17 protein-coding genes and 1 tRNA gene are annotated in these 18,973 nt (G+C 47.9%); 6 read left to right on the top strand and 12 right to left on the bottom strand.

Features of this window, described 5'->3' with window-relative positions; translation table 11 throughout:
• Positions 1-12 precede the first annotated feature (12 nt).
• Complete coding sequence (gene mutM, locus LG211_RS03135; RefSeq protein WP_148396717.1) at positions 13-852, top strand: bifunctional DNA-formamidopyrimidine glycosylase/DNA-(apurinic or apyrimidinic site) lyase; 840 nt, start codon at positions 13-15, stop codon at positions 850-852.
• A gap of 84 nt (positions 853-936) precedes the next feature.
• Here mutM and carB read toward each other — a convergent pair whose 3' ends face one another.
• The 5 genes from carB to LG211_RS03110 form a co-directional block, all read right to left on the bottom strand.
• Positions 937-4,113 (bottom strand): carbamoyl-phosphate synthase (glutamine-hydrolyzing) large subunit, encoded by a 3,177-nt coding sequence (carB, locus tag LG211_RS03130; RefSeq protein WP_148396718.1) that lies wholly within the window; start codon positions 4,111-4,113, stop codon positions 937-939.
• The gene (carA, locus tag LG211_RS03125; RefSeq protein WP_465250773.1) at positions 4,106-5,215 is read right to left on the bottom strand and encodes a glutamine-hydrolyzing carbamoyl-phosphate synthase small subunit; all 1,110 of its coding nucleotides are present in this window, start codon (positions 5,213-5,215) and stop codon (positions 4,106-4,108) included. Before carA ends, carB begins: the two co-directional genes overlap by 8 nt.
• 231 nt (positions 5,216-5,446) lie before the next feature.
• A complete protein-coding gene (locus tag LG211_RS03120) occupies positions 5,447-5,905 on the bottom strand; it encodes a PaaI family thioesterase (protein WP_148396719.1) in 459 nt (152 codons plus the stop codon).
• Between the two features lie 72 nt (positions 5,906-5,977).
• Positions 5,978-7,240: a D-serine ammonia-lyase gene (locus LG211_RS03115; protein WP_269476986.1), complete on the bottom strand. Its 1,263-nt coding sequence runs from the start codon at positions 7,238-7,240 to the stop codon at positions 5,978-5,980.
• 15 nt (positions 7,241-7,255) lie between these two features.
• Positions 7,256-8,203: a 2-hydroxyacid dehydrogenase gene (locus LG211_RS03110; RefSeq protein ID WP_269476985.1), complete on the bottom strand. Its 948-nt coding sequence runs from the start codon at positions 8,201-8,203 to the stop codon at positions 7,256-7,258.
• Between LG211_RS03110 and LG211_RS03105 the strand changes: the two genes are divergently transcribed.
• Complete coding sequence (locus tag LG211_RS03105; protein ID WP_269476984.1) at positions 8,172-8,600, top strand: hypothetical protein; 429 nt, start codon at positions 8,172-8,174, stop codon at positions 8,598-8,600. The genes LG211_RS03110 and LG211_RS03105 overlap by 32 nt on opposite strands.
• Before the next feature lie 73 nt (positions 8,601-8,673).
• Here LG211_RS03105 and LG211_RS03100 read toward each other — a convergent pair whose 3' ends face one another.
• From LG211_RS03100 to LG211_RS03085, 4 genes are all read right to left on the bottom strand, one after another.
• Positions 8,674-9,519, bottom strand: coding sequence for a pentapeptide repeat-containing protein (locus LG211_RS03100; protein ID WP_269476983.1), 846 nt, complete (start codon positions 9,517-9,519; stop codon positions 8,674-8,676).
• A gap of 428 nt (positions 9,520-9,947) precedes the next feature.
• On the bottom strand, positions 9,948-10,247 hold the full coding sequence (locus LG211_RS03095; protein WP_148396722.1) for a DUF1330 domain-containing protein: 300 nt from the start codon (positions 10,245-10,247) through the stop codon (positions 9,948-9,950).
• Between the two features lie 31 nt (positions 10,248-10,278).
• Entirely contained in the window at positions 10,279-10,740 is a 462-nt protein-coding gene (locus tag LG211_RS03090; RefSeq protein ID WP_465250772.1) for a methyltransferase family protein, read from the bottom strand.
• Positions 10,741-11,109: 369 nt separating this feature from the next.
• A complete protein-coding gene (locus tag LG211_RS03085; RefSeq protein WP_148396724.1) occupies positions 11,110-12,360 on the bottom strand; it encodes an MFS transporter in 1,251 nt (416 codons plus the stop codon).
• 228 nt (positions 12,361-12,588) lie between these two features.
• Here LG211_RS03085 and LG211_RS03080 point away from each other — a divergent pair, with 228 nt between their 5' ends.
• From LG211_RS03080 to LG211_RS03070, 3 genes are all read left to right on the top strand, one after another.
• Positions 12,589-13,488 (top strand): LysR family transcriptional regulator, encoded by a 900-nt coding sequence (locus LG211_RS03080; RefSeq protein ID WP_148396725.1) that lies wholly within the window; start codon positions 12,589-12,591, stop codon positions 13,486-13,488.
• A 291-nt stretch (positions 13,489-13,779) separates the two neighbouring features.
• Positions 13,780-13,856 (top strand) — tRNA-Arg (locus LG211_RS03075).
• 161 nt (positions 13,857-14,017) lie between these two features.
• Positions 14,018-14,167, top strand: a complete 150-nt coding sequence (locus LG211_RS03070; RefSeq protein ID WP_227754848.1) for a hypothetical protein — start codon at positions 14,018-14,020, stop codon at positions 14,165-14,167.
• Positions 14,168-14,243: 76 nt separating this feature from the next.
• Here LG211_RS03070 and LG211_RS03065 read toward each other — a convergent pair whose 3' ends face one another.
• A complete protein-coding gene (locus LG211_RS03065) occupies positions 14,244-15,074 on the bottom strand; it encodes a 4Fe-4S binding protein (protein WP_269476982.1) in 831 nt (276 codons plus the stop codon).
• 96 nt (positions 15,075-15,170) lie between these two features.
• On the opposite strand from LG211_RS03065, the gene LG211_RS03060 reads away from it, so the two are divergent.
• On the top strand, positions 15,171-15,914 hold the full coding sequence (locus tag LG211_RS03060) for a ZIP family metal transporter (RefSeq protein WP_227754846.1): 744 nt from the start codon (positions 15,171-15,173) through the stop codon (positions 15,912-15,914).
• A 7-nt stretch (positions 15,915-15,921) separates the two neighbouring features.
• Here the strand turns inward: LG211_RS03060 and LG211_RS03055 are convergent, their stop codons facing one another.
• Both LG211_RS03055 and LG211_RS03050 read right to left on the bottom strand, forming a co-directional pair.
• On the bottom strand, positions 15,922-16,650 hold the full coding sequence (locus tag LG211_RS03055) for an NAD-dependent protein deacylase (protein ID WP_148396728.1): 729 nt from the start codon (positions 16,648-16,650) through the stop codon (positions 15,922-15,924).
• A gap of 123 nt (positions 16,651-16,773) precedes the next feature.
• A complete protein-coding gene (locus LG211_RS03050) occupies positions 16,774-18,759 on the bottom strand; it encodes a fibronectin type III domain-containing protein (RefSeq protein ID WP_269476981.1) in 1,986 nt (661 codons plus the stop codon).
• Positions 18,760-18,973: the final 214 nt, after the last annotated feature.

The raw sequence follows: 18,973 nt of genomic DNA, 5'->3' as shown, positions 1-18,973 counted from the left end.
AGGAATTAAATCATGCCAGAATTGCCAGAAGTAGAAACGGTACGTCGCGTCATCGAGCCTCAAATAAAAGGGCGAAAAATTGTCAGCATCGAGATCGGCAATCAGCAAGTGATCGGCTATCCCGATGCCAAGGCATTCTGTACCAGCGTTTGCGGACAAACTGTGGCCGGGATGAGCCGCCGCGGGAAATTTTTATGCATTTTTTTTGAAAAGAATGACCGCATGGTTTTGCATTTGCGTATGACCGGCTGTCTCCTCGTCACCCCGCCTGACTATGAAAAAGCAAAGCATACCCATGCAGTCTTTGACCTGGATGACGGCAGTCAGCTCCGTTACATCGATCCCCGCCGTTTCGGCCGCCTTTGGTTCTTAAAGTGGGGTGAAGAGGATACGATTACAGGAATCCATCGGCTGGGACCGGAGCCCTTTGATGCCGGGTTAACGGGTGAATATCTGCAAATTCGATTTTCAACCAGAAAAAAAACGATTAAAGAGTGTCTGCTTGACCAAAGCCTATTGGCAGGAATCGGCAATATCTATGCCGATGAAATTCTCTTTGCGTCCGGAATTTTCCCCGGCCGTACAGCCAAGAGCCTGACAGCCCAGGAATGCGGCCGGCTTGCCGATCATATTCCCCGAATACTGACAGATTTCATCGAGAAAAATGACATTTCCGCAGAAGATTACTTATCCGCAAGAGGGATGGAATATCGCAACGCGCCGTATCTGCAGGTGTATGGCCGTCAAAAGGAACCTTGTCCGATCTGCGGCCGCCCCCTTGAAAAGATGGTGCTGGCTGGCAGGTCCAGTGTCTTTTGTCCCAGCTGCCAAAAAAAAGAACCGCAGCTATAGCTGCGGCGAATAGATCAGCCGAACGCCAAGGGGCTGCCGCATGCAGCCGCCCGGCGTCTGGGATTACACGAATTTTAGTCAGAATTACATCACTTTATAATCCAGCTCTACACCTTTTTGTTTCAGATTGATGGCAATCAGAAATGCCGCAGCTGTGTCCAGACAGGTCAGCACCGGCAGCCCCCGCTCGATTGCTTTGCGCCTGATGGGGAAAGTGTCGCTTTCCGGCCGGTTGGCGACTTTCGGTGTATTGATGACCATTTTAATCTCTTCACCGATCATCTCTTTTGCCTGTTCATAGGAAATCACTTCTGCCCCAATGCCGGCTTCTTTCATAAAGGTGCCCGTACCCTCAGAAGCATACAGCTTGAATCCAGCCTGCTCGTACCGTTTGAGGGTTTTCGCAGTTGCCGCGTTTTTATCCGGATCTCTCAATGTGACGAAAATATTGCCCTCTGTGGGGATTTTCATATTGGCGGCCAAGAAACCCTTGTAGATCGCCTTGCTCAAATCCGCATCCATTCCCAGCACCTCACCCGTTGATTTCATTTCTGGTCCAAGAGCCATATCCATGTTGGTCAGTTTGGCATTGGAGAATACCGGAACCTTGACCGCGTAGTAGTCCGCCCGTTTATAGAGGCCGGTTCCATATTCCGAATCCTTCAGCTTATGGCCCAGCATGGCAGCCACGGCCAGTTTAACCATCGGCACCTTCGTTACCTTGCTCAAAATCGGCACAGTTCTCGATGCTCTCGGATTCACTTCGATCACGTAGATTTTTTGGCCGTCGTACGCATACTGAATATTCACCAGACCGACCACATTGAGGGCTTTTGTGATCCGCTTGGTGTAGTCGATCAGCGTATCCTCCACTTCTTTGGAAAGGGTGAAATGGGGGTAAACGGAGATACTATCTCCCGAATGGACGCCGGTCCGTTCAATGTGCTCCATGATGCCCGGGATGAGTACATCCTCTCCGTCAGCAATGGCGTCGACCTCGATTTCTTTTCCCTGAACATATTTATCAATGAGAACAGGGTGCTCGGTGGAGATCGAAACAGCTTCCTTCAGATACCGCTTCAGCTCCACATCGCTGTATACGACCTGCATAGCTCTGCCGCCGATGACATAGGACGGCCGTACAACCAGCGGGTAGCCCAGCTTTTCAACTGCAGCGAATGCTTCCTCTGCAGTAGTTACTGCCAGTCCCTGGGGAACAGCGATACCCAGCTCATCCAGCAGATCGCAGAACTTTTCCCGATCCTCTGCCAGGTCGATATATTTATAGGGCGTTCCCAAAATGTTGATGCTCCGGCTGTTGAGCTTTTCCGCCAGATTCAGCGATGTCTGACCGCCGAATTGGAGGATGACACCGTAGGGGCGTTCCTTTTTAATCACGTTCATAACGTTATCAATATGAAGAGACTCAAAATACAGCTTATCAGAAGTATCAAAGTCAGTGCTTACCGTCTCCGGGTTATTATTCATAATAATTGCTTCATAGCCCAGATCCTTGATGGCCCATACGCCTTGCACACAGCAGTAGTCGAATTCGATCCCCTGGCCGATCCGAATCGGTCCCGAACCGATGACCAGAATTTTTTCTTCATCGCTGACCTCCACCTCATCTTCCGCATCGTAGCAGGAGTAATAATAAGGGGTGGCTGCATCGAACTCGCCGCCGCAGGTATCGACCATTTTATAGACCGGGAAGATATCGTTATAAATACGGATGTCCTGCAGGACTTCCCTGGGCACGCCGGAAAGGCCGAGGATTTCGCTGTCCGTAAAACCTCTGGATTCCGCTTCATAAAGCAGTTCCTTTGTCAAAGGCTGGGTTTTGAGGGTCCTTTCCAAGTCAATGATCCCTTTAATCTTGTTGAGGAACCAGCGGTCGATGCGCAAAAGCTGATAGAGCCCTTCCACATCGATCAGCTCTCTTCTGAGGGCCTCCGCGATGCAGAAAATTCGTTCATCGTCACAGGCGGCCAGCTTTTCCATCAGCTTTTCGTCGTCCAGATTGGTGACAAATGGGATGCGCAGTCCGTCGCATTTGATTTCCACCGAAGTAAGGGCTTTCAGAAGGGCACTTTCAAAGGTTCTGCAAATGGACATGACTTCCCCGGTGGCCTTCATCTGGGTTCCCAGTTTTCTGGAAGCGGTGCGGAACTTGTCAAAGGGCCATTTGGGGAATTTGACCACGCAGTAGTCCAACACCGGTTCAAAGCAGGCGCTGGTTTCATGGGTAACGTAGTTTTTCAGTTCGTCCAGATTATAGCCCAGGGCGATCTTGGCCGCGATCTTGGCGATGGGGTAGCCCGCCGCTTTGGATGCCAGAGCCGAAGAACGGCTTACCCTTGGGTTTACTTCAATTACAATGTACTCTCCATTATCCGGGTTGAGCGCGAACTGAACGTTGCAGCCGCCCTCGATTTCCAGGCTGCGGATGATTTTTACTGAGGAATCCCTCAGCATCTGGTATTCTTCATCACGCAGCGTCTGTGTCGGCGCCACGACAATGCTGTCTCCTGTATGTACGCCCACTGGGTCCAGGTTTTCCATGCTGCAGATGATGATGCAGTTATCTCTGCTGTCGCGGATAACCTCATATTCAATTTCTTTCCACCCGGCTACTGATTTTTCCAGCAGAATCTGGCCGATGGCGCTGTTTTCCATTCCCCGCTGACAGAGGAGCTTTAACTCGTCGTCATTGGTTGCCACGCCGCCGCCGGTCCCTCCCAGCGTGTAGGCCGGGCGGATAATCACCGGGTATCCGATTTTCTCTACGAATTGATAGCACTCCTCCATACTGGTAGCTATGATGCTCGGCGGGATAGGCTCGCCGATTTCCTGCATGAGTTTTTTGAATTCTTCTCTGTCTTCAGCCTTTTCAATGCTTTCCCGATTGACCCCCAAAAGCTTCACCCCGTATTTTTCCAGGATGCCGTGTTCTTCCAGAGCCATCGCCAGATTTAGCCCCGTCTGTCCGCCGAATCCGGCCAGAATTCCATCGGGCCGCTCTTTTTCCAGGATTTTGTCAAGAGCCTCCTCGGTCAGGGGCTCCATATATACTTTGTCGGCGATGCCTTTATCGGTCATGATGGTCGCCGGATTGCTATTGACCAAAATGGTCTCGATCCCTTCTTCTCTGATCGCTTTGCATGCCTGTGTGCCGGCATAGTCGAATTCCGCCGCCTGGCCGATGATGATAGGACCCGAACCAATGATGAGTAATTTATTTAAAGAAGCTTTTCTAGGCATGTTCCTTACCACCTTTCATCAGAGTTACAAATTTGTCGAAGAGATAAGCGCTGTCATTGGGCCCGGGTGATGCTTCCGGGTGAAACTGCACGGAAAAAACGGGAAGATCTCTGTGTTCCATCCCTTCTACCGTTCCGTCGTTCAGGTTCAAATGGGTTACTTCCAGGCCGTTGAGCATGATGCTTTCCATCTTTACCGCATAGCCGTGGTTCTGGGAGGTTATGTAAGAGCGTTTCGTATCTTTATCGTAGACACCGTGGTTGCCGCCCCTGTGGCCGTATTTGAGTTTGTAGGTCTTTCCTCCTGCGGCCAAAGCCAGAATCTGATGCCCCATACAAATTCCGAAAACAGGTACCCCTGCATCTCTCAGCAAAATCGCCGTTTCCTGGACTGCTTCTGCTGCTTCCTCCGGGTCCCCGGGACCATTGGTTAAAAAGATGCCGTCAGGCTGATATTCGAGAATTTCCGCCGCCGGCGTTCCGTAAGGAAACATTTCCAGCTGGCAGCCCCGCTTCATGAGTGCTTTAAGTATACTCAATTTAACTCCGAAGTCCAGAACTGCCACCTTATATTGACCGCCCTGCCCCAGGGTGATCCGCTCTGTCGTTGAAACACTTTTCATCCAGTCCCCTCTCAGGGAGTTGGTCTCGCATAGATGTTTTGCCTCTTCAATGGAGATTCCCTGGTTGCTGATCACGCATTTTACAGTACCCTCGGTACGAATTTTTTTGGTGATCTTTCTCGTATCCACACCCCAGATCCCCGGTGTTTTATGTTCCACAAGCCATTCATCCAGGCTTTCAATGCTGTTGCTGTTGGACGGCTGTCTGCACAGGTCCTTGATTACCAGACCGAATGCGTGAATACCGCCGGATTCGTTATCGATCTTGCTGATGCCATAATTGCCGATGAGCGGATAGGTCATTGTAATGACCTGTCCTTTATAGGACGGGTCGGTCAAAATCTTTTGATAACCCGTCATAGAGGTATTGAATACCAGTTCCCCCACTGCAGTGCCCTTGAATCCGAAACCATGTCCTTTATAAACGGATCCGTCCTCCAGATACAGCAGGCCCTCCATTTTTTCTTTTTTGTTGTCCATTGTCTTCATCCTTTTTATTCTCTTCTTAATTTTTTATTCAGATAATTATACATCTCATTTTATGTTTATTCAAGTATGAAATCACAAAAAATTCACGATTGAATAAATTATTCTTGTAGAATTGTCTGGCATTCGTCTTTTGCGCACAAAAAGAGCCCCTCGGGCGAAAGCTTTAGAAATTTTCAAACAGTTTGGCTGTTCTTCTGCTCCGACGTGCTCTTTACCATTCACCTAGCGATTTTCTTTTGTAGTGTCCACGTTCATGTATACCGTGGCGGCCGTTGCCGCCAGCTTTCCGGTATCTTTACTCACGGCCTCGCAGACGATCTGCGTAATCCGCCGGCCGGCCGCAGTGGCTTTGGCCGTTACGATCAGGGTATCGCCCAGCTTGATGGGGCGAATATATTTCACATCAAGGCTGATGGTGGGCGCGTAATTTTTGCCGGCGCAGAATCTGGCGATCGCAGCCGCAGTCATGTCGAAAGCTATGCAGATGGCCCCTCCGTGCATCATTCCTGCCCGGTTGGCCTGCCACTCCAGAACCGGAAATCCCAGAGAAATGGATTTCTCTTCATAAGAGCATCCGACCTTGATCGATTTCATCATTCCATTGATGGTCTTTTCCTGGCCTATGTTATTTTCATGCATCGTTTTGTCTAAATATGCTTCCATTTGTGTTTGTCCGTCCATAGAAAACCTCCTTAATCTATATATCCTGGTGCAGGATTGATTGGTTCGGCGTGCGGCAAAATCCGCCGGAGACTACACCAGTTCCGCTCCTCTTTGATAGTAACGCTCCATTTCGTCCCCAGGCACCATACTGCCCCCTGTCGCCCATACGATATGGGTCGGGGAATATCGTTCGTTGATTAACATATGTACCGGACCTTCAAATCCCGCACAGGCGGAAGGTTCGATCTGTATGTTTTCCTCATCCCACAGCAGCTTTAGATATCGATAGAGCTTGGCGTCATCCACCGTATAGCAGCCTTGGACCAAGGTGCTCACCACGTTCCCCACCAGCTTGGAAGGACGGCCCACTGCCAATCCGTCTGCTGCCGTCCTGCCGTCCAGCCCGATATCGCTGACGCTGATCCGGTCGTGGAGGCCGGTCATCATGCCTAGGGTCATGCAGGGAGCATGAGTCGGCTCTGCGAAAATGCAATGGACATGGGGTCCAAGCACAGTTTTGAGGCCAAAGGTTATGCCGCCGGGAGCACCGCCTACTCCGCAGGGCAGATAAACAAACAGCGGATGCTGTTCATCCACGGATATATGCTGTCTCTCCAGCTGGACTTGCAGGCGTTTTGCTGATGCCGCATAACCCAGGAACAAATCTTGCGAGTTCTCATCATCCACAAAGTGGCAGCTTGGGTCTTTCTCAGCCGCTGCCCGGCCTTCCGCCACCGCCCGCTGATAATCGTCTTCATATTCTACTACGGTAACGCCTCTTTCTTTTAAACGATCCTTCTTCCATTGTCTGGCGTCGGCCGACATATGTACGGTCACTTTGAATCCCAGCTTTGCGCTGATGATGCCGATGGAAAGTCCCAGATTGCCGGTGGAGCCCACTGCCACGCTGTATTGGGAAAAAAGCCTGCGAAAAGATTCTTCCGTCAGTTTGCCGTAGTCGTCGGTCAGCGACAGCATCCCTTGCTCCATGGCGATGGCTTCCGCCAGCTTTAAAATTTCATAGATGCCTCCCCGGGCTTTCACGGAGCCGGATACCGGCAGGTGGCTGTCACATTTTAAAAACAACCTGCCTTCAATATTGAGCGCCTTTGCCATCTCGGGGATTTCCCGCAGCGGTGATTCGATGATTCCCCCCATTTCCCGGGTTTCTGGAAAAGCCTTTTTTATATAGGGAGCAAACCTCTTTAGTCTAGCCTCCGCATCGTCGATATCGGCCATTGTAAAAGGCAGCTGCGCTTCTTGGCCATACCTGGGGTTTCCCCAATAGATTTCCCGGTACTCGCTCATAGGTCCGATCAGCGGCCATTCCTTTATCCGTGCTTCAAGTTCCATAATATTCTCCTGTCATTAAAGGATTCGATTGATCTGATTTCCCGCCAGCCATTGATCGATGTTTTCAAAGACGATCCTGGCTCGTTTTTTCATAGATTCTTCTGTTGCAAATGCCACGTGGGGCGTGACGATGGTATTGGGGGCATGCAGCAAAGGATGCTCCGTATCCAGTGGAGGTTCTTTTTCAAATACATCGATGCCCGCGCCAGCCAGCTTGCCGCTCTTCAAAGCATCTGCCAGAGCCTGCGAGTCCACGACCGGGCCTCTGGCCGCATTGATTAGGATCGCTCCGTCCTTCATGGCCGAGATCGAAGCTTTGTTAATGATATTCTTGGATTGTTCGGTCACCGGGCAGTGAAGTGTGACGATATCCGACTGACAGAGCATTTCCTCCAGGGGCATGTATTCCATCTCTTGGGTGCTGAGTTTATTAGAAAATCCGTTATATGCGATGGTCTTGCAGCCAAACGCGCGGCACAGTTCGCCCACTCTGGTACCGATGGCGCCGGTACCGATGATGCCTACTGTATTTCCCCTCAGTTCGCTGCCGACAAGACCGTCTTTGGTCTTTCCGGCGCGGCAACGCTCATCGACCTGAGGAACGTTTCTCAGAAGAGAAAGCATCATGCACAATGTCAGCTCGGCCACCGAATCGTTGGAGTAGCCGGAAGCATTGCTTACTGCGATCCTTTGCTTTTTTGCCGCTTCCAAATCCACATGATCCACGCCTGTAAAGGCGACATCGATCAACTTCAGGTTCCGGCAGTTTTCGATCACTTGCCCTTTCAGCGGCATATTGGCGATTATGAGTATATCCGCATCCTTCGCCCGCTCAATCTGCAGGCTGAGGTCGTCCTCCCGCTCATAGGATTCAAAGGTGTGGCCCGCTGCCTTGAGGGGCTGTATATATTGGTCGAGAAGTTCTTGGCTGATGGCCAAAGATTCCAGCAATACGATTTTCATCTTGTTTATCCTCCTGTTCTTATCCTTGTTGGATACAGTCCGCGGCAAAGCGGCCGCAGCTGGATCTATTGTTGTTGTTTGGCATCCGGGGCCTTTTCCCATGGATGTGATGGACGAAAAGCATTCCGCGCCATTGCAAAATCTGTTTTCCAGGATTTGCTTAGTGTTTATTATATCAAGTGACAGGTCGGTTTGCAAGAATGGGCGCGGGTTTGGGGAGGCGGCTTCGGGTGCAAGGGGGGGTGGAGATGGCGATGGCGATGGAATCGGAAACTTTTCGAAAAACTTGCCTGTTTTTACGCAAAGTTGTGGATTTGCGGGGCCTGGTATGGCGAAAAAGCTTGATCAGCTGTTGAAAACTGATTTTGATGGGGTTCAATCGTTGAAAAATGCGTAAATTTCATATGAAATTTTTTATTTTTTCCCTTGATGAAAGTTTCACCGCCCTATCCCCTGCAACACAACCCCTTCTATTTCCAGTGATCCGGCCGCTCCAGCCAATCAGGCAGACGGGTATGTTTATTGCCTTTTGCTTCGTTGATCTGCATCTGTGTCAGGAAAATGCTTTCGCTCAGATCCGCATTGCTCAGGTCAGTATCCCGCAGATCCGCTCCCAGAAAATTCGTTCCCCGTAGTTTGCATCCGCTCAGGTCAGAGGCTATCATCAGCGCCATGGAAAAATCCTGTCCGCTCAAATCGGCCTTGCCAAATTGTCTGCCAAGATATTCGCTTTCATCCAATTTTCCGGTCTTATTCCCGCCAACTGACTCGCCAACGCTGTCGCCGGCTTCCTTCAGCACATGATTGACCCTTTTCCGGTATGCTTCGATATCAAAGCTGCAGATATCTGCCGGAGAGTTTCCCACGGTCGTCTGAATTTTTAGGATGAGTCCTTTCAGTTCGTTTTTATGCTTTTGTGCGGCTGTCAAAGATAGGGCTTCGATCAGGTACCAAAGAATTTGGTGCAGCTGATAAACCCGTATGAAAACGTCGAACATTTCCTGCGCGCGATCCGGCGGCATGGTTTTCCAGGCGGATCCGCTGTAAATCATCTGTGTCACCTTCTGCCCGGCACCAAAGCAATCATATGCGATGCAGCCTTTCAGGCCCTCTTGTGAAAGCTGAGAGTGAATCTTGCAGCGGAAATCGGAAAGAAGATTCGGACACGGTTTTCCCGCCTTTTTATTGCTGGGAAAGCCTTCGGACTTTGAGAAATATAAAGCTGTGCAGCAAAGGCCGCAGCATTTCCCGCAGTCGATGTGAAGCTGGGCACGCAGGTCCTCAAATTGATTTTCCATATGTATATTCCGATCCATCGCGATCTCCTTTTTTCTTTACCTGTCAGTAACCATCTTTACCTATATTATATCGGATATGCGCATAAGTTGATAGAATATCTTGATTAATTAATGCGGCTTTGCCGAGAGGTGCAATGTCGAAAATTGTCGAATGAGACAATTCGTTCAACAATGTATCAATTTTAACTTATTGTTGAGATTTTTCCAACGCCTACAGGCTGCAATTCCTGACAAATGCTTTGTTATTATACAAGGTTATTTCCATTTTGGCAGCCTATAAGCCAGCGTTTTGATTTGTAAGTCCAGTCAAGAAAAGTTTGCGCTAGCCATTTCAGGAAAAGCTCCGCATTCACCCTGTTTTAGCCGCATAAACCCAGCCACAGTCCGAATTTATTTGGACATTGTGTCCAAATCACTGCATTTCGAATATAAATGGAAATTCGCGATTATACAAGCCCTTCCACTATGACCGCTCTACTGTCAACGCTGCCGGTACGCTTTGACATGATGGCTTTATATTCACTGGAGGAAAAGCATTGATCCAGCTGCTCTCTTGTATCAAATCGGACGATAATGACGCGCTGCGGCTGCCTTTTTTCCGAAAGACTGCAGGGTGTATCCGTTCTTGCCAGATATACGCCTCCGTAATGTTCAACGATTGGTTTCACCTCGCGGATATAGTCGTCGTATTCTCCGCGCCCTCTTTGTTCGTCGATATAGGTGTCGACGATAAAATACCATGCCATGCTTGATTCCTCCTTGCCGTTTTTCTACCTTTTAAATATATCGCCTCACGCGATTCATATACTGGCGGTATGTTTGACCGAATTGTTCCAGGCACCACCGTTCTTCTGCGAGAATGATCCAATGGGATGCGATCTGAAAGATTAAAACAAATCCGCCCAGCAGCCAGGATCGGGTAAGCAGCGCACATCCCGCAAAATAGATCAAATAGGACACATACATAGGGTTGCGGGAGCACTGGTAAAGTCCATTGCTATGCGGCCCGCCATTTGAAGGCGCAGCGAAGTTGATCATGGAAACCGTGCAGAGAAGGCAGCCCAGAATATAAATTACGAGCCCAATGTAAAATTGCGGAGAAAAATCTACGGCAATGGAAAGAAAACATAAGTACACAATGATCGCAGTATTTGAGAGCTGATAAATCCAATATGCCCCTCTTTCCTTCCCCATCATTGGCGGAAAATGAGCCGCGCGTTTGATTGCGCTTTTGTCCAAAACGGACAGCAGCCCAAACCTGATTAACAAAAATGGTATCAACAACAAAAACCCATGCATATGCTGCTCTCTTTCTTATCCCCGGTGCACCCTGGTTTCTTGGATGAACCAGTGTAGTTAGTATATCATAAAATTGGAGAATTGGCGCTATATACCGGTAATCTGAACGTTTGCTAAATCTTTAGCGCCTGCAACTCCGCAAGCGGTAGATTGATGGCGATAATGAACGGCAGGCGGCTTAATTACCGGCTGCCGATCGCCTTGTAAACCTGTTCCAGCGCATATTCAGAATTACGCTCTGTGCTCAGATTGCCGATGATTAAGCGGCTGAAATGGTCAAAGTTCGCAAGATATTTGTTCCTGCCCTCGCTAAACATTCCCAATAGGACTTCTGTTGTTACGAATAGAAAAACTTGCGATAGAAGCGATTATAGCCAAAATCATATTGATTGTCCATAGCGGATCATATCCCATATTCATTTTCACAAGGATGCCTCCAAGATATGAGCTCGCAAAAGCTCCAATCTGATGTCCGATCAAGGTAAACCCATACAAAACGGCCATTTTCTCCGCGCCAAATTTACGGCTGATAATACCTGACGTGGGTGGTACAGTAGCATCGCCGCTCATTCCCAGAAGTGCTGTAGCAAGGAACGCGAAGGGCACTGTTTTGGGTAAAATGAGAAAAGCCAAAGAAATCAATACTCTCATGGCATAAACACAACCAAGGATATTTTTCATACGGAATTTTGTGCCAAGAAAACCTACAACTACCGCGCCTGTCATCGTTGCAATCCCATATACGGTAAGCGTTAAGGATGCTGTTTTTCCAGAGATTCCATAGGACAGGTATTGTGAAAACAAGTGGCTTTCAATAATAGACATATTGAAACCGCAGGTGGCAAATCCAATCAAAAGCAAACGGTAATCCCTGTCCACAAAGGCATTTTTCAAAATGGACGAAAGAGATTGATTCTCTATTGTCTTTTTGTCTCTTGCAGCAACCGTGTAAGCCCTATTTTTTTTACCCAGCCAGAGGGCGACCGGAACCATTACAAGAAAAGGGACTGCTGTAACTGTCATGGCGGTGCGAACTCCAAAGTCAGAAATCATCTTTTCCAGTCCGGGAGACATCAGAGCGTCGCCAATTCCCGCGCTTGCTTGTACAATCCCGGATACAATAGCTGCCCGACGTTCCCCAAGAACCGGTGTGATCGCGCCCATAACAATTCCGAAGCAGAGCCCTGTTGTCCCAAAGGGCAAAACCAAGCCAAAGAAAATAAATAACGTACATATATTCCGGCACAACGGTGTAATCGCCAAACCAACGATGGTAAATAAAATGCCTATAAAAATCACAAAAACATTTGATTTCCGCAGTGCCAGCATTCCGAGAAACGGTTGCGCAAATCCATAAACCAGCGCTCCGGCGCCAATACAAAAACTGATACCGGCATAATCGACATGCGTTATGGATAGAAGCCCATTCAACATAATGCCGTAATTATCGTGTACTCCTTGCATAACTCCGTGAACAAGGCACGCCGCAGCCACCACGACGATGATTTGAAAAGCACCTATTTTATGTATTTTTTCCCGTTGTATCTCAAATTGCCCCATGAATAACGCCGCCTCTCTTAAGTTGCATATCAAAACATATAGATACGTCCTATCCTATTGCTAAATAGGACCTTACTGATTGCTGAATTTTGTATTCCTGAACATTTTGGAAACTGATCCTTGCGCTTCCTTCTCTTGCCTGCTATAATAACACACAGCAATACAACAAACAAATCAAAATATTTATAGATATAATTCATTTTTTTTGAAGTATTTGATGGGGGACCAATGGAGCTTAGAGGGTTAAGAACATTTCGCACAATTATTGAGGAAGGCGGTTTTTCTAAAGCTGCTGAAAAGCTGAATTATACACAGTCTACAATTACATTTCAAATGAAACAACTTGAACGCGACTTATCCACAATTTTATTTGAAAAAATTGGTAGAAAAATGGTTTTGACAAAGGCAGGAGAGCATTTAATTCCTTATGTGGATGAAGTTCTCCAGTCTGTGGATAAGTTGTCTTTTTTAGGCGAACATTTATCGGAATGCCCGGGAGACATCCAGATTGGTATCGGCGAAAGTTTGCTATGCTACAAGCTCCCTGCTATATTGAAAGAATTTCACAAGCAAGCGCCGAAAGCCCGTTTGTTCCTGCGCTCTATGAATTGTTATGATATTCGGGATGAACTTTTCAGCGGGAGGTTAGATTTAGGCGTGTTCTATGAAGACGTGGGAGGCTTTGGCTCGAATCTTACGGTTAAGCGTTTGGAGGATTATCCGGTCGTTTTGGTAGCATCCCCTAAAATAAAAAACAGGTATCCGGATTTTGTGACACCGGATAGAACGATTCCGGCCCCTCTCATCATCAATGAACCGAATTGCATATTTCGACAGATTTTTGAACAATATCTTCGTGATAAGTCAATCATTCTCGACCATACGATTGAGCTGTGGAGCATTCCGACAATCAAAAATCTTGTTAAAAACGATGTGGGCGTTTCCTTTCTCCCCGAATTTACTGTAAAAGAGGAATTAAATCGTGGTGAATTAGAGAAAATTCCAACTGATATTTCAGGCACAAACATTACTGCCGTTTGCGCACATCACAAAAACAAATGGATCAGCCCACTTATGCAACTGTTTCTAGATTTGTGTGATTCGTTTTCCTGCGGCGCGGGCCGGTAGAGTGCCCTCGGGAGGCTTAACCGGCGATTCTGAATTTGGCCTGTTCTGTAAAGCGCCGAAGTTCAGCAGATTGCAGGTCAAATGAAATATGTTCTAAGCATGGCCGATAAACGAATTATTGCGGTCCCTCAGGAAATCTGTATTCTGCGTCTGCGCGGTTTTACAAGCAAGAGCCTCCTATCGGCTTTGTAAGTCTAGCTTGTAGCTTTTAGAGAAAACGAAAGAAAAATTAAAATTTCGCTTTACACAGCATGCCCTTTTATTGTATAATAGTTTTCGGTAACAAAATAAGCGCCATTAGCTCAGCTGGATAGAGTAGCGCACTACGAATGCGAAGGTCTGGGGTTCGAATCCCTAATGGCGCGCCAGATAAAAAGCAATCTTACGAATGTGAGATTGCTTTTTTATTTGGTGTTCACAGAATTAAAGGGATTCGAACCCGAAAGGGCCGGAGCGTTAAGTTCAGCTGTCCGGCGGACAGCTGAGCAGCGACGGGTCCAAGCCGACTGAAAAAGGAGGCGCCGGCGATATGGGAATGCCTGCGGCACCTTTGCTGGTTGGAGTTATCTTTGGAGCCCGTGGCATGTGGCATCTGGGCTGGGCAGTATGCATCGCCATCGCTGCCCTCAGCCTTGTTGCCTGTGTCCTGCTGCTTGGAAATAAACGGGTGCGCAATTAAGTGGCTTCCGGAGCCAAAGAAAAGGCGGAGTCTGCGGCGATACCGGCCACAAACTCCGCTTTACCCTGCCAAACCGCTATTTTCCGGGAATTCCACTTTCGCAAGGAACGCCGGTCTGGCATTTTCCACAGCCATAGCGCGGCGCATAGGCTTCCTCCGTATAATCCAGAAAGCTTGCACAGGGTTCGTGCGCCTTCCCCGTTTTGAAAGAGATTGCATTTACCGGACATCTTCGTATACAAGCGCCGCAATTGGTACAATAATCATAGAGCCCATCATATTCGCGGGGCACAGGTTCGAATTCCAAATCTGTAATGAGGCTGGCGAACCTGCCGGCGATTCCCGCCTTTGTAATCAGCCCCCGCGAAAGGCCGAAGGTTCCGAGGCCGCAGACAAAGGCAATGTGCCGCTCCGACCAGTTGCTGGTAAACTCGTAATCCGGGAATTCCACGCCCTTTGGTGTTTCACTTTTCCAAAAACGCGGATCCCATGTCGGCACAATCACAGTCCCGCTCATATGCTCAATGGTGTCTTTTAAATAAGCGCATGCTTCCGTCAAAAATGATTGGCCCTCTATTCGCCCATGAAGCCATTCCGGGGCCGGTTCCCGCCCATCTCTCGCATTAGCTAGCTTAACAGCTTCTGTGTAAGGCAGAAAAAAGGAAAGCACTGTTCTGCCCTCCGGCATCCAATCCTTGGGCAGCATAAAATGTTCTCCTATGGCCTCCGGTTTTTTCAACGCTTCAAAGAGAACATCGGATACTGGGGCCGCCCCGATCAGCGGAGCATCATAAATCCGCAGGCCGATCAAATCCTTTGTGATAGCGTTCTCTTCATTTATGTAGTTTCCAGAAGCCTGACAAACAAAGTCCGTCAGCTTCGCTTCCAACACATTTAAATGTTTCATTTTCCAGCCTCCCTGGTTAATCAAAACATACCGTTTAAAAACGGAAGAAATCGGGAATTGCTAATAGTATCAAATTATTCAGATTGGAGAATACCCATGTACGGAATCATCGCCGGTCTATTTGTAATACTGGCAAGCGTCATCGGCTCCCTGGCCGGTCTGATTTTCAAGAAAATCACCCACCGGGCCAACGATATGATCTTGGGCTTTGCCTCCGGCGTTATGCTTACAGCTGCCTTTTTAGGCCTGCTTCCCACGGCCTTTGAACAGTTTCGCCCGATCCCTGTTTTAACCGGCGCCGCCGGCGTCTTTGCGGGGGCATTTTTAATCAGCCTCATCGACCGCTTTGTCCCCCATGTCCACTTTGACGGCGGGCATATGAAGGAAAGCGAAACAAAAGGCCACGGCAGCAGAGTCCTGCTGCTCATCATCGCCATTGCCATCCACAACATCCCCGAAGGGCTTGCCACCGGTATCGTTTTCAGCGATGGCCTCACCGACAGCGCAGTGATGGTGGCCGTATCTATGATCGTGCAGAAAATACCGGAGGGTCTGATTGTAGCTGTTCCGCTTCTGGGGATGGGCATGAAACGACTAAAAGCCTTTAAAATCAGCTTGCTGATCGCCTTTATGATGCTCCCGGGAATCGTGGCCGGAGTCCTGCTGGGAGCCCTGCCAACCCTGCTTTCATCGTTTTTCTACGCATTTACTTTCGGCGCCATCGTCTACGTGGTCAGCGATGAAATCATTCCCGAATCCCACGAACATGGGTATCAGCGGGCCGCCACCTTTTCTCTCATTACCGGAGTCATTGTGGTGGTGCTCATGCAGCATATCTGATCGAGGGCTAAAACTCATACAATCCGGCAAAAACTTCTCCGATTGGATGATTGATCACCAGATCGGCCCGTTCGTCGTACTGGGTTTGGGACTTATTGATTAAGATCAGATGCTTTCCCTGAAAATGCTCCACCAGCCCCGCAGCCGGATAAACCACCAGGGAAGTGCCGCCCACAATGAGCGTTTCTGCCTGCTTAATGGCTGCAATGGCCTGATCCAGCGCATCGCTTCCCACTTCTTCCTGATACAGGACAATGTCCGGCTTTACAATGCCGCCGCAGGCCTGGCACAGAGGCACGCCGTCCGCTTCCAGCACGTATTCCATGCTGTGGGACAAGCCGCATTTCATACAGTAGTTTCTCAGAACGGAACCGTGGAGCTCGATTACGTTTTTGCTGCCGGCCGCCTGATGGAGGCCGTCGATATTCTGGGTAATGACCGCCTTGACCTTTCCCTGCCGCTCCAGCCTCGCCAGCGCCCGATGAGCCTCATTGGGCTTGGCTTCCGGATAGAGTAGGTTTTTTCTGTAATACTCGAAAAACACCTCCGGTTTTCTGTCAAAGAAGGGACGGCAAATAATCTCTTCCGAAGGGCGGCCGTATTCGGTCCAGGCTTTATAAATCCCCTCATCTGAGCGGAAATCAGGAATTCCGCTTTCTGTGGAAACGCCGGCGCCGCCGAAAAACACGATGTTTTCGCTCTCTTCGACGATTTTTACAAACTCTTTGTTTCTCATGATGTTCACCTCGCATGCGCATCGCGCACTAACTTTGTTTTCTCTATTGGGTCATTATACCACTAATCCTTCGAGAAGCAAAACTGCCCCCAGGTTTCCCCAGAGGCAGCTTTCCATTTTCTTTTACTTTACTTTAACCTTCTTCACAGCGCTGTATGCACCGTAAAGTTTCTGGCTTCCGGCTTTCTTGTAAGCTCGGACTTTCACATAATAGGTCTTCTTGGACTTGAGCTTTTTGATGGCTCTCTTTGTTGTTTTATTCTTGCTGATGGTAACGTTTTTCTTACCCTTTTTAAAATTCTTTTTCTGGGCATATGTAATTTGATAGCCGCTGGCTTTGGTGTCTTTCTTCCAGCTGACGGTCATACTCTTTTTTCCTGCTTTGGCTTTGATACCGGCAACCTTTTTCGGTGTAACGGTGATGTTAACAGTTTTGCTTCCTCCTCCATAGAGGTCTGTGGCAGCAGCGGTGATTGTAATCGTTGCTTTTCCTGTGCCTTTGATAGTCACTACGCCGCTGGCGCTGACTGCCGCAACTTTTGTGTTGCTGGAACTGAAGGTCAGAGCGCCGCCATTCGAAGAGCTTGCGCCCAGGCTAAAGGCTTTGCTGCCGTATGCTTTTGTAAACGAGCTTGCTCCGCTGATGCTCTGGGCCGGTTTTGAGCCGATATTGATATAGCGGAAACCATTGGCTGCTGCATAGTTTGCGGCGGCAGAGGTTGGGGAGTAGCCGTAGATGATGAAGTTTGGGATCTTAGAGTAAATTTCTTTTCCCGATGAATTTTCAAACTTATCATAACCTACAGCGTAAGCGCCAATGCTGGTTACTGTGTTTGGAATCGTAATGCTGTTCAAATCCTCTCCAACTAACAGATCCGACTTCATTGAAGTAACCGTATATGTTCCCGGATTATATACATCGTCCTTCGATGCCGTTACCGATGATGGAATTGTCAAAGTTTTGACTGCATCGTCATAAGCATAAACGCTGCTAACTTTTGCCGTTTTGCTTTTTGTAAACAGAGTGAATTGACAATCAACTGAACCTTTATCTATCCAAAGCAGCTCACTTCCTGCTCTCAAATAGTAAGAAGGACTCCAGCGCGTATCACCGTCTTTTTCTACATACGCATAAATCCATAGAGCGCTCTCGCTTTCTGCTAATCCTGTTACTCCTATCTTGTTCCCGTTTTTATCAATCCTAACTACGCCTGTAATTGGATTATCGTCGATATCTTCCACAGCTACATTGTAATCAGATGGAATTACACTGTTTTCCGGTATTGTTTTTAAGTACAAATTCAGTGTGTTATTAACACCAACAAAACCTTCTTGATTGTCAGCTCCGTCCACAAGATACCAATCGTAAGCATCACCAACATAAATTGTCAGCACCTTCGTATAATCGTCAATTTCATTAAAGGCCCGAACTTGTACAATTCCGCTTTGTTTTCCAGTAGCAGTCACGCCATTGCTATTTGTTTCACTCAACGAAAGAATCTGATCTCCATTATCATCATCATTTGTCACTTCCCAAGTCCAATCTGTCTGGTTAATTGTTGTTTCGTCATCCGATCCAACTTTTAACTTCATTGTGTTGTTTCCCGATGAAGTACCAAGTGTTGTATACAATGATTCGTACTCATCAACATAGGGGTTGTTGTCAAAGGAACCCCCTTCGGCGGATTTAACGACATAGCCAGAGCTTTCATTATATCCGCAATAAACCCTCAGCGCAGCCAGAATATTCCCCTCGTCATCTGTAACCGTTATACTTGCATAACCTCTGGAAACAGCATTTATTATCCCATCGGATGTTATTGTGATCGTTTCAGTATCAGCAGAATTCCAAGACCACCCACTTGGCAAAGTGGTTATTGGGCTGCTCATTTCAAATAAATACAACTGCACGCTATCGTTTAGGTCCATATATAAATCGTCAATATCTCCCTCTCCCGCTGAGTTGTTTGTAATATAAAACCCGCTTCCTTCCGACCGCGGCGTTGCCTTAACTTTATTCTCTTTACCGTATGCCAGCATCGGAACGGCAAACACCGTCATCAGCATCATCAATGCAATAACTAAACTAATTCGTTTTTTGACTTTCAAAATATGTCCTCCTCTTAATAAGTGCATAGCGCCAATACCCGTTTTTATCACAAGTCGTTCGCCTCTTAGAGCTATAAGACGGCGATCTTCTCTATGATTTTTATTACTGATATTTAAAATATATATTCGATTTTATTATATATATTTATACTGCACGCTGTCAAGGAATATAGATACAGAGAATTTACACAATTTTTGCTTCCATATATTACAA

Source organism: Hominibacterium faecale (assembly GCF_020734085.1).
In the GTDB taxonomy this organism is placed as follows: domain Bacteria; phylum Bacillota; class Clostridia; order Peptostreptococcales; family Anaerovoracaceae; genus Hominibacterium; species Hominibacterium faecale.
The sequence above is the reverse complement of the archived record's forward strand: the minus strand, read 5'-3'. Positions and strand labels throughout refer to the sequence as shown.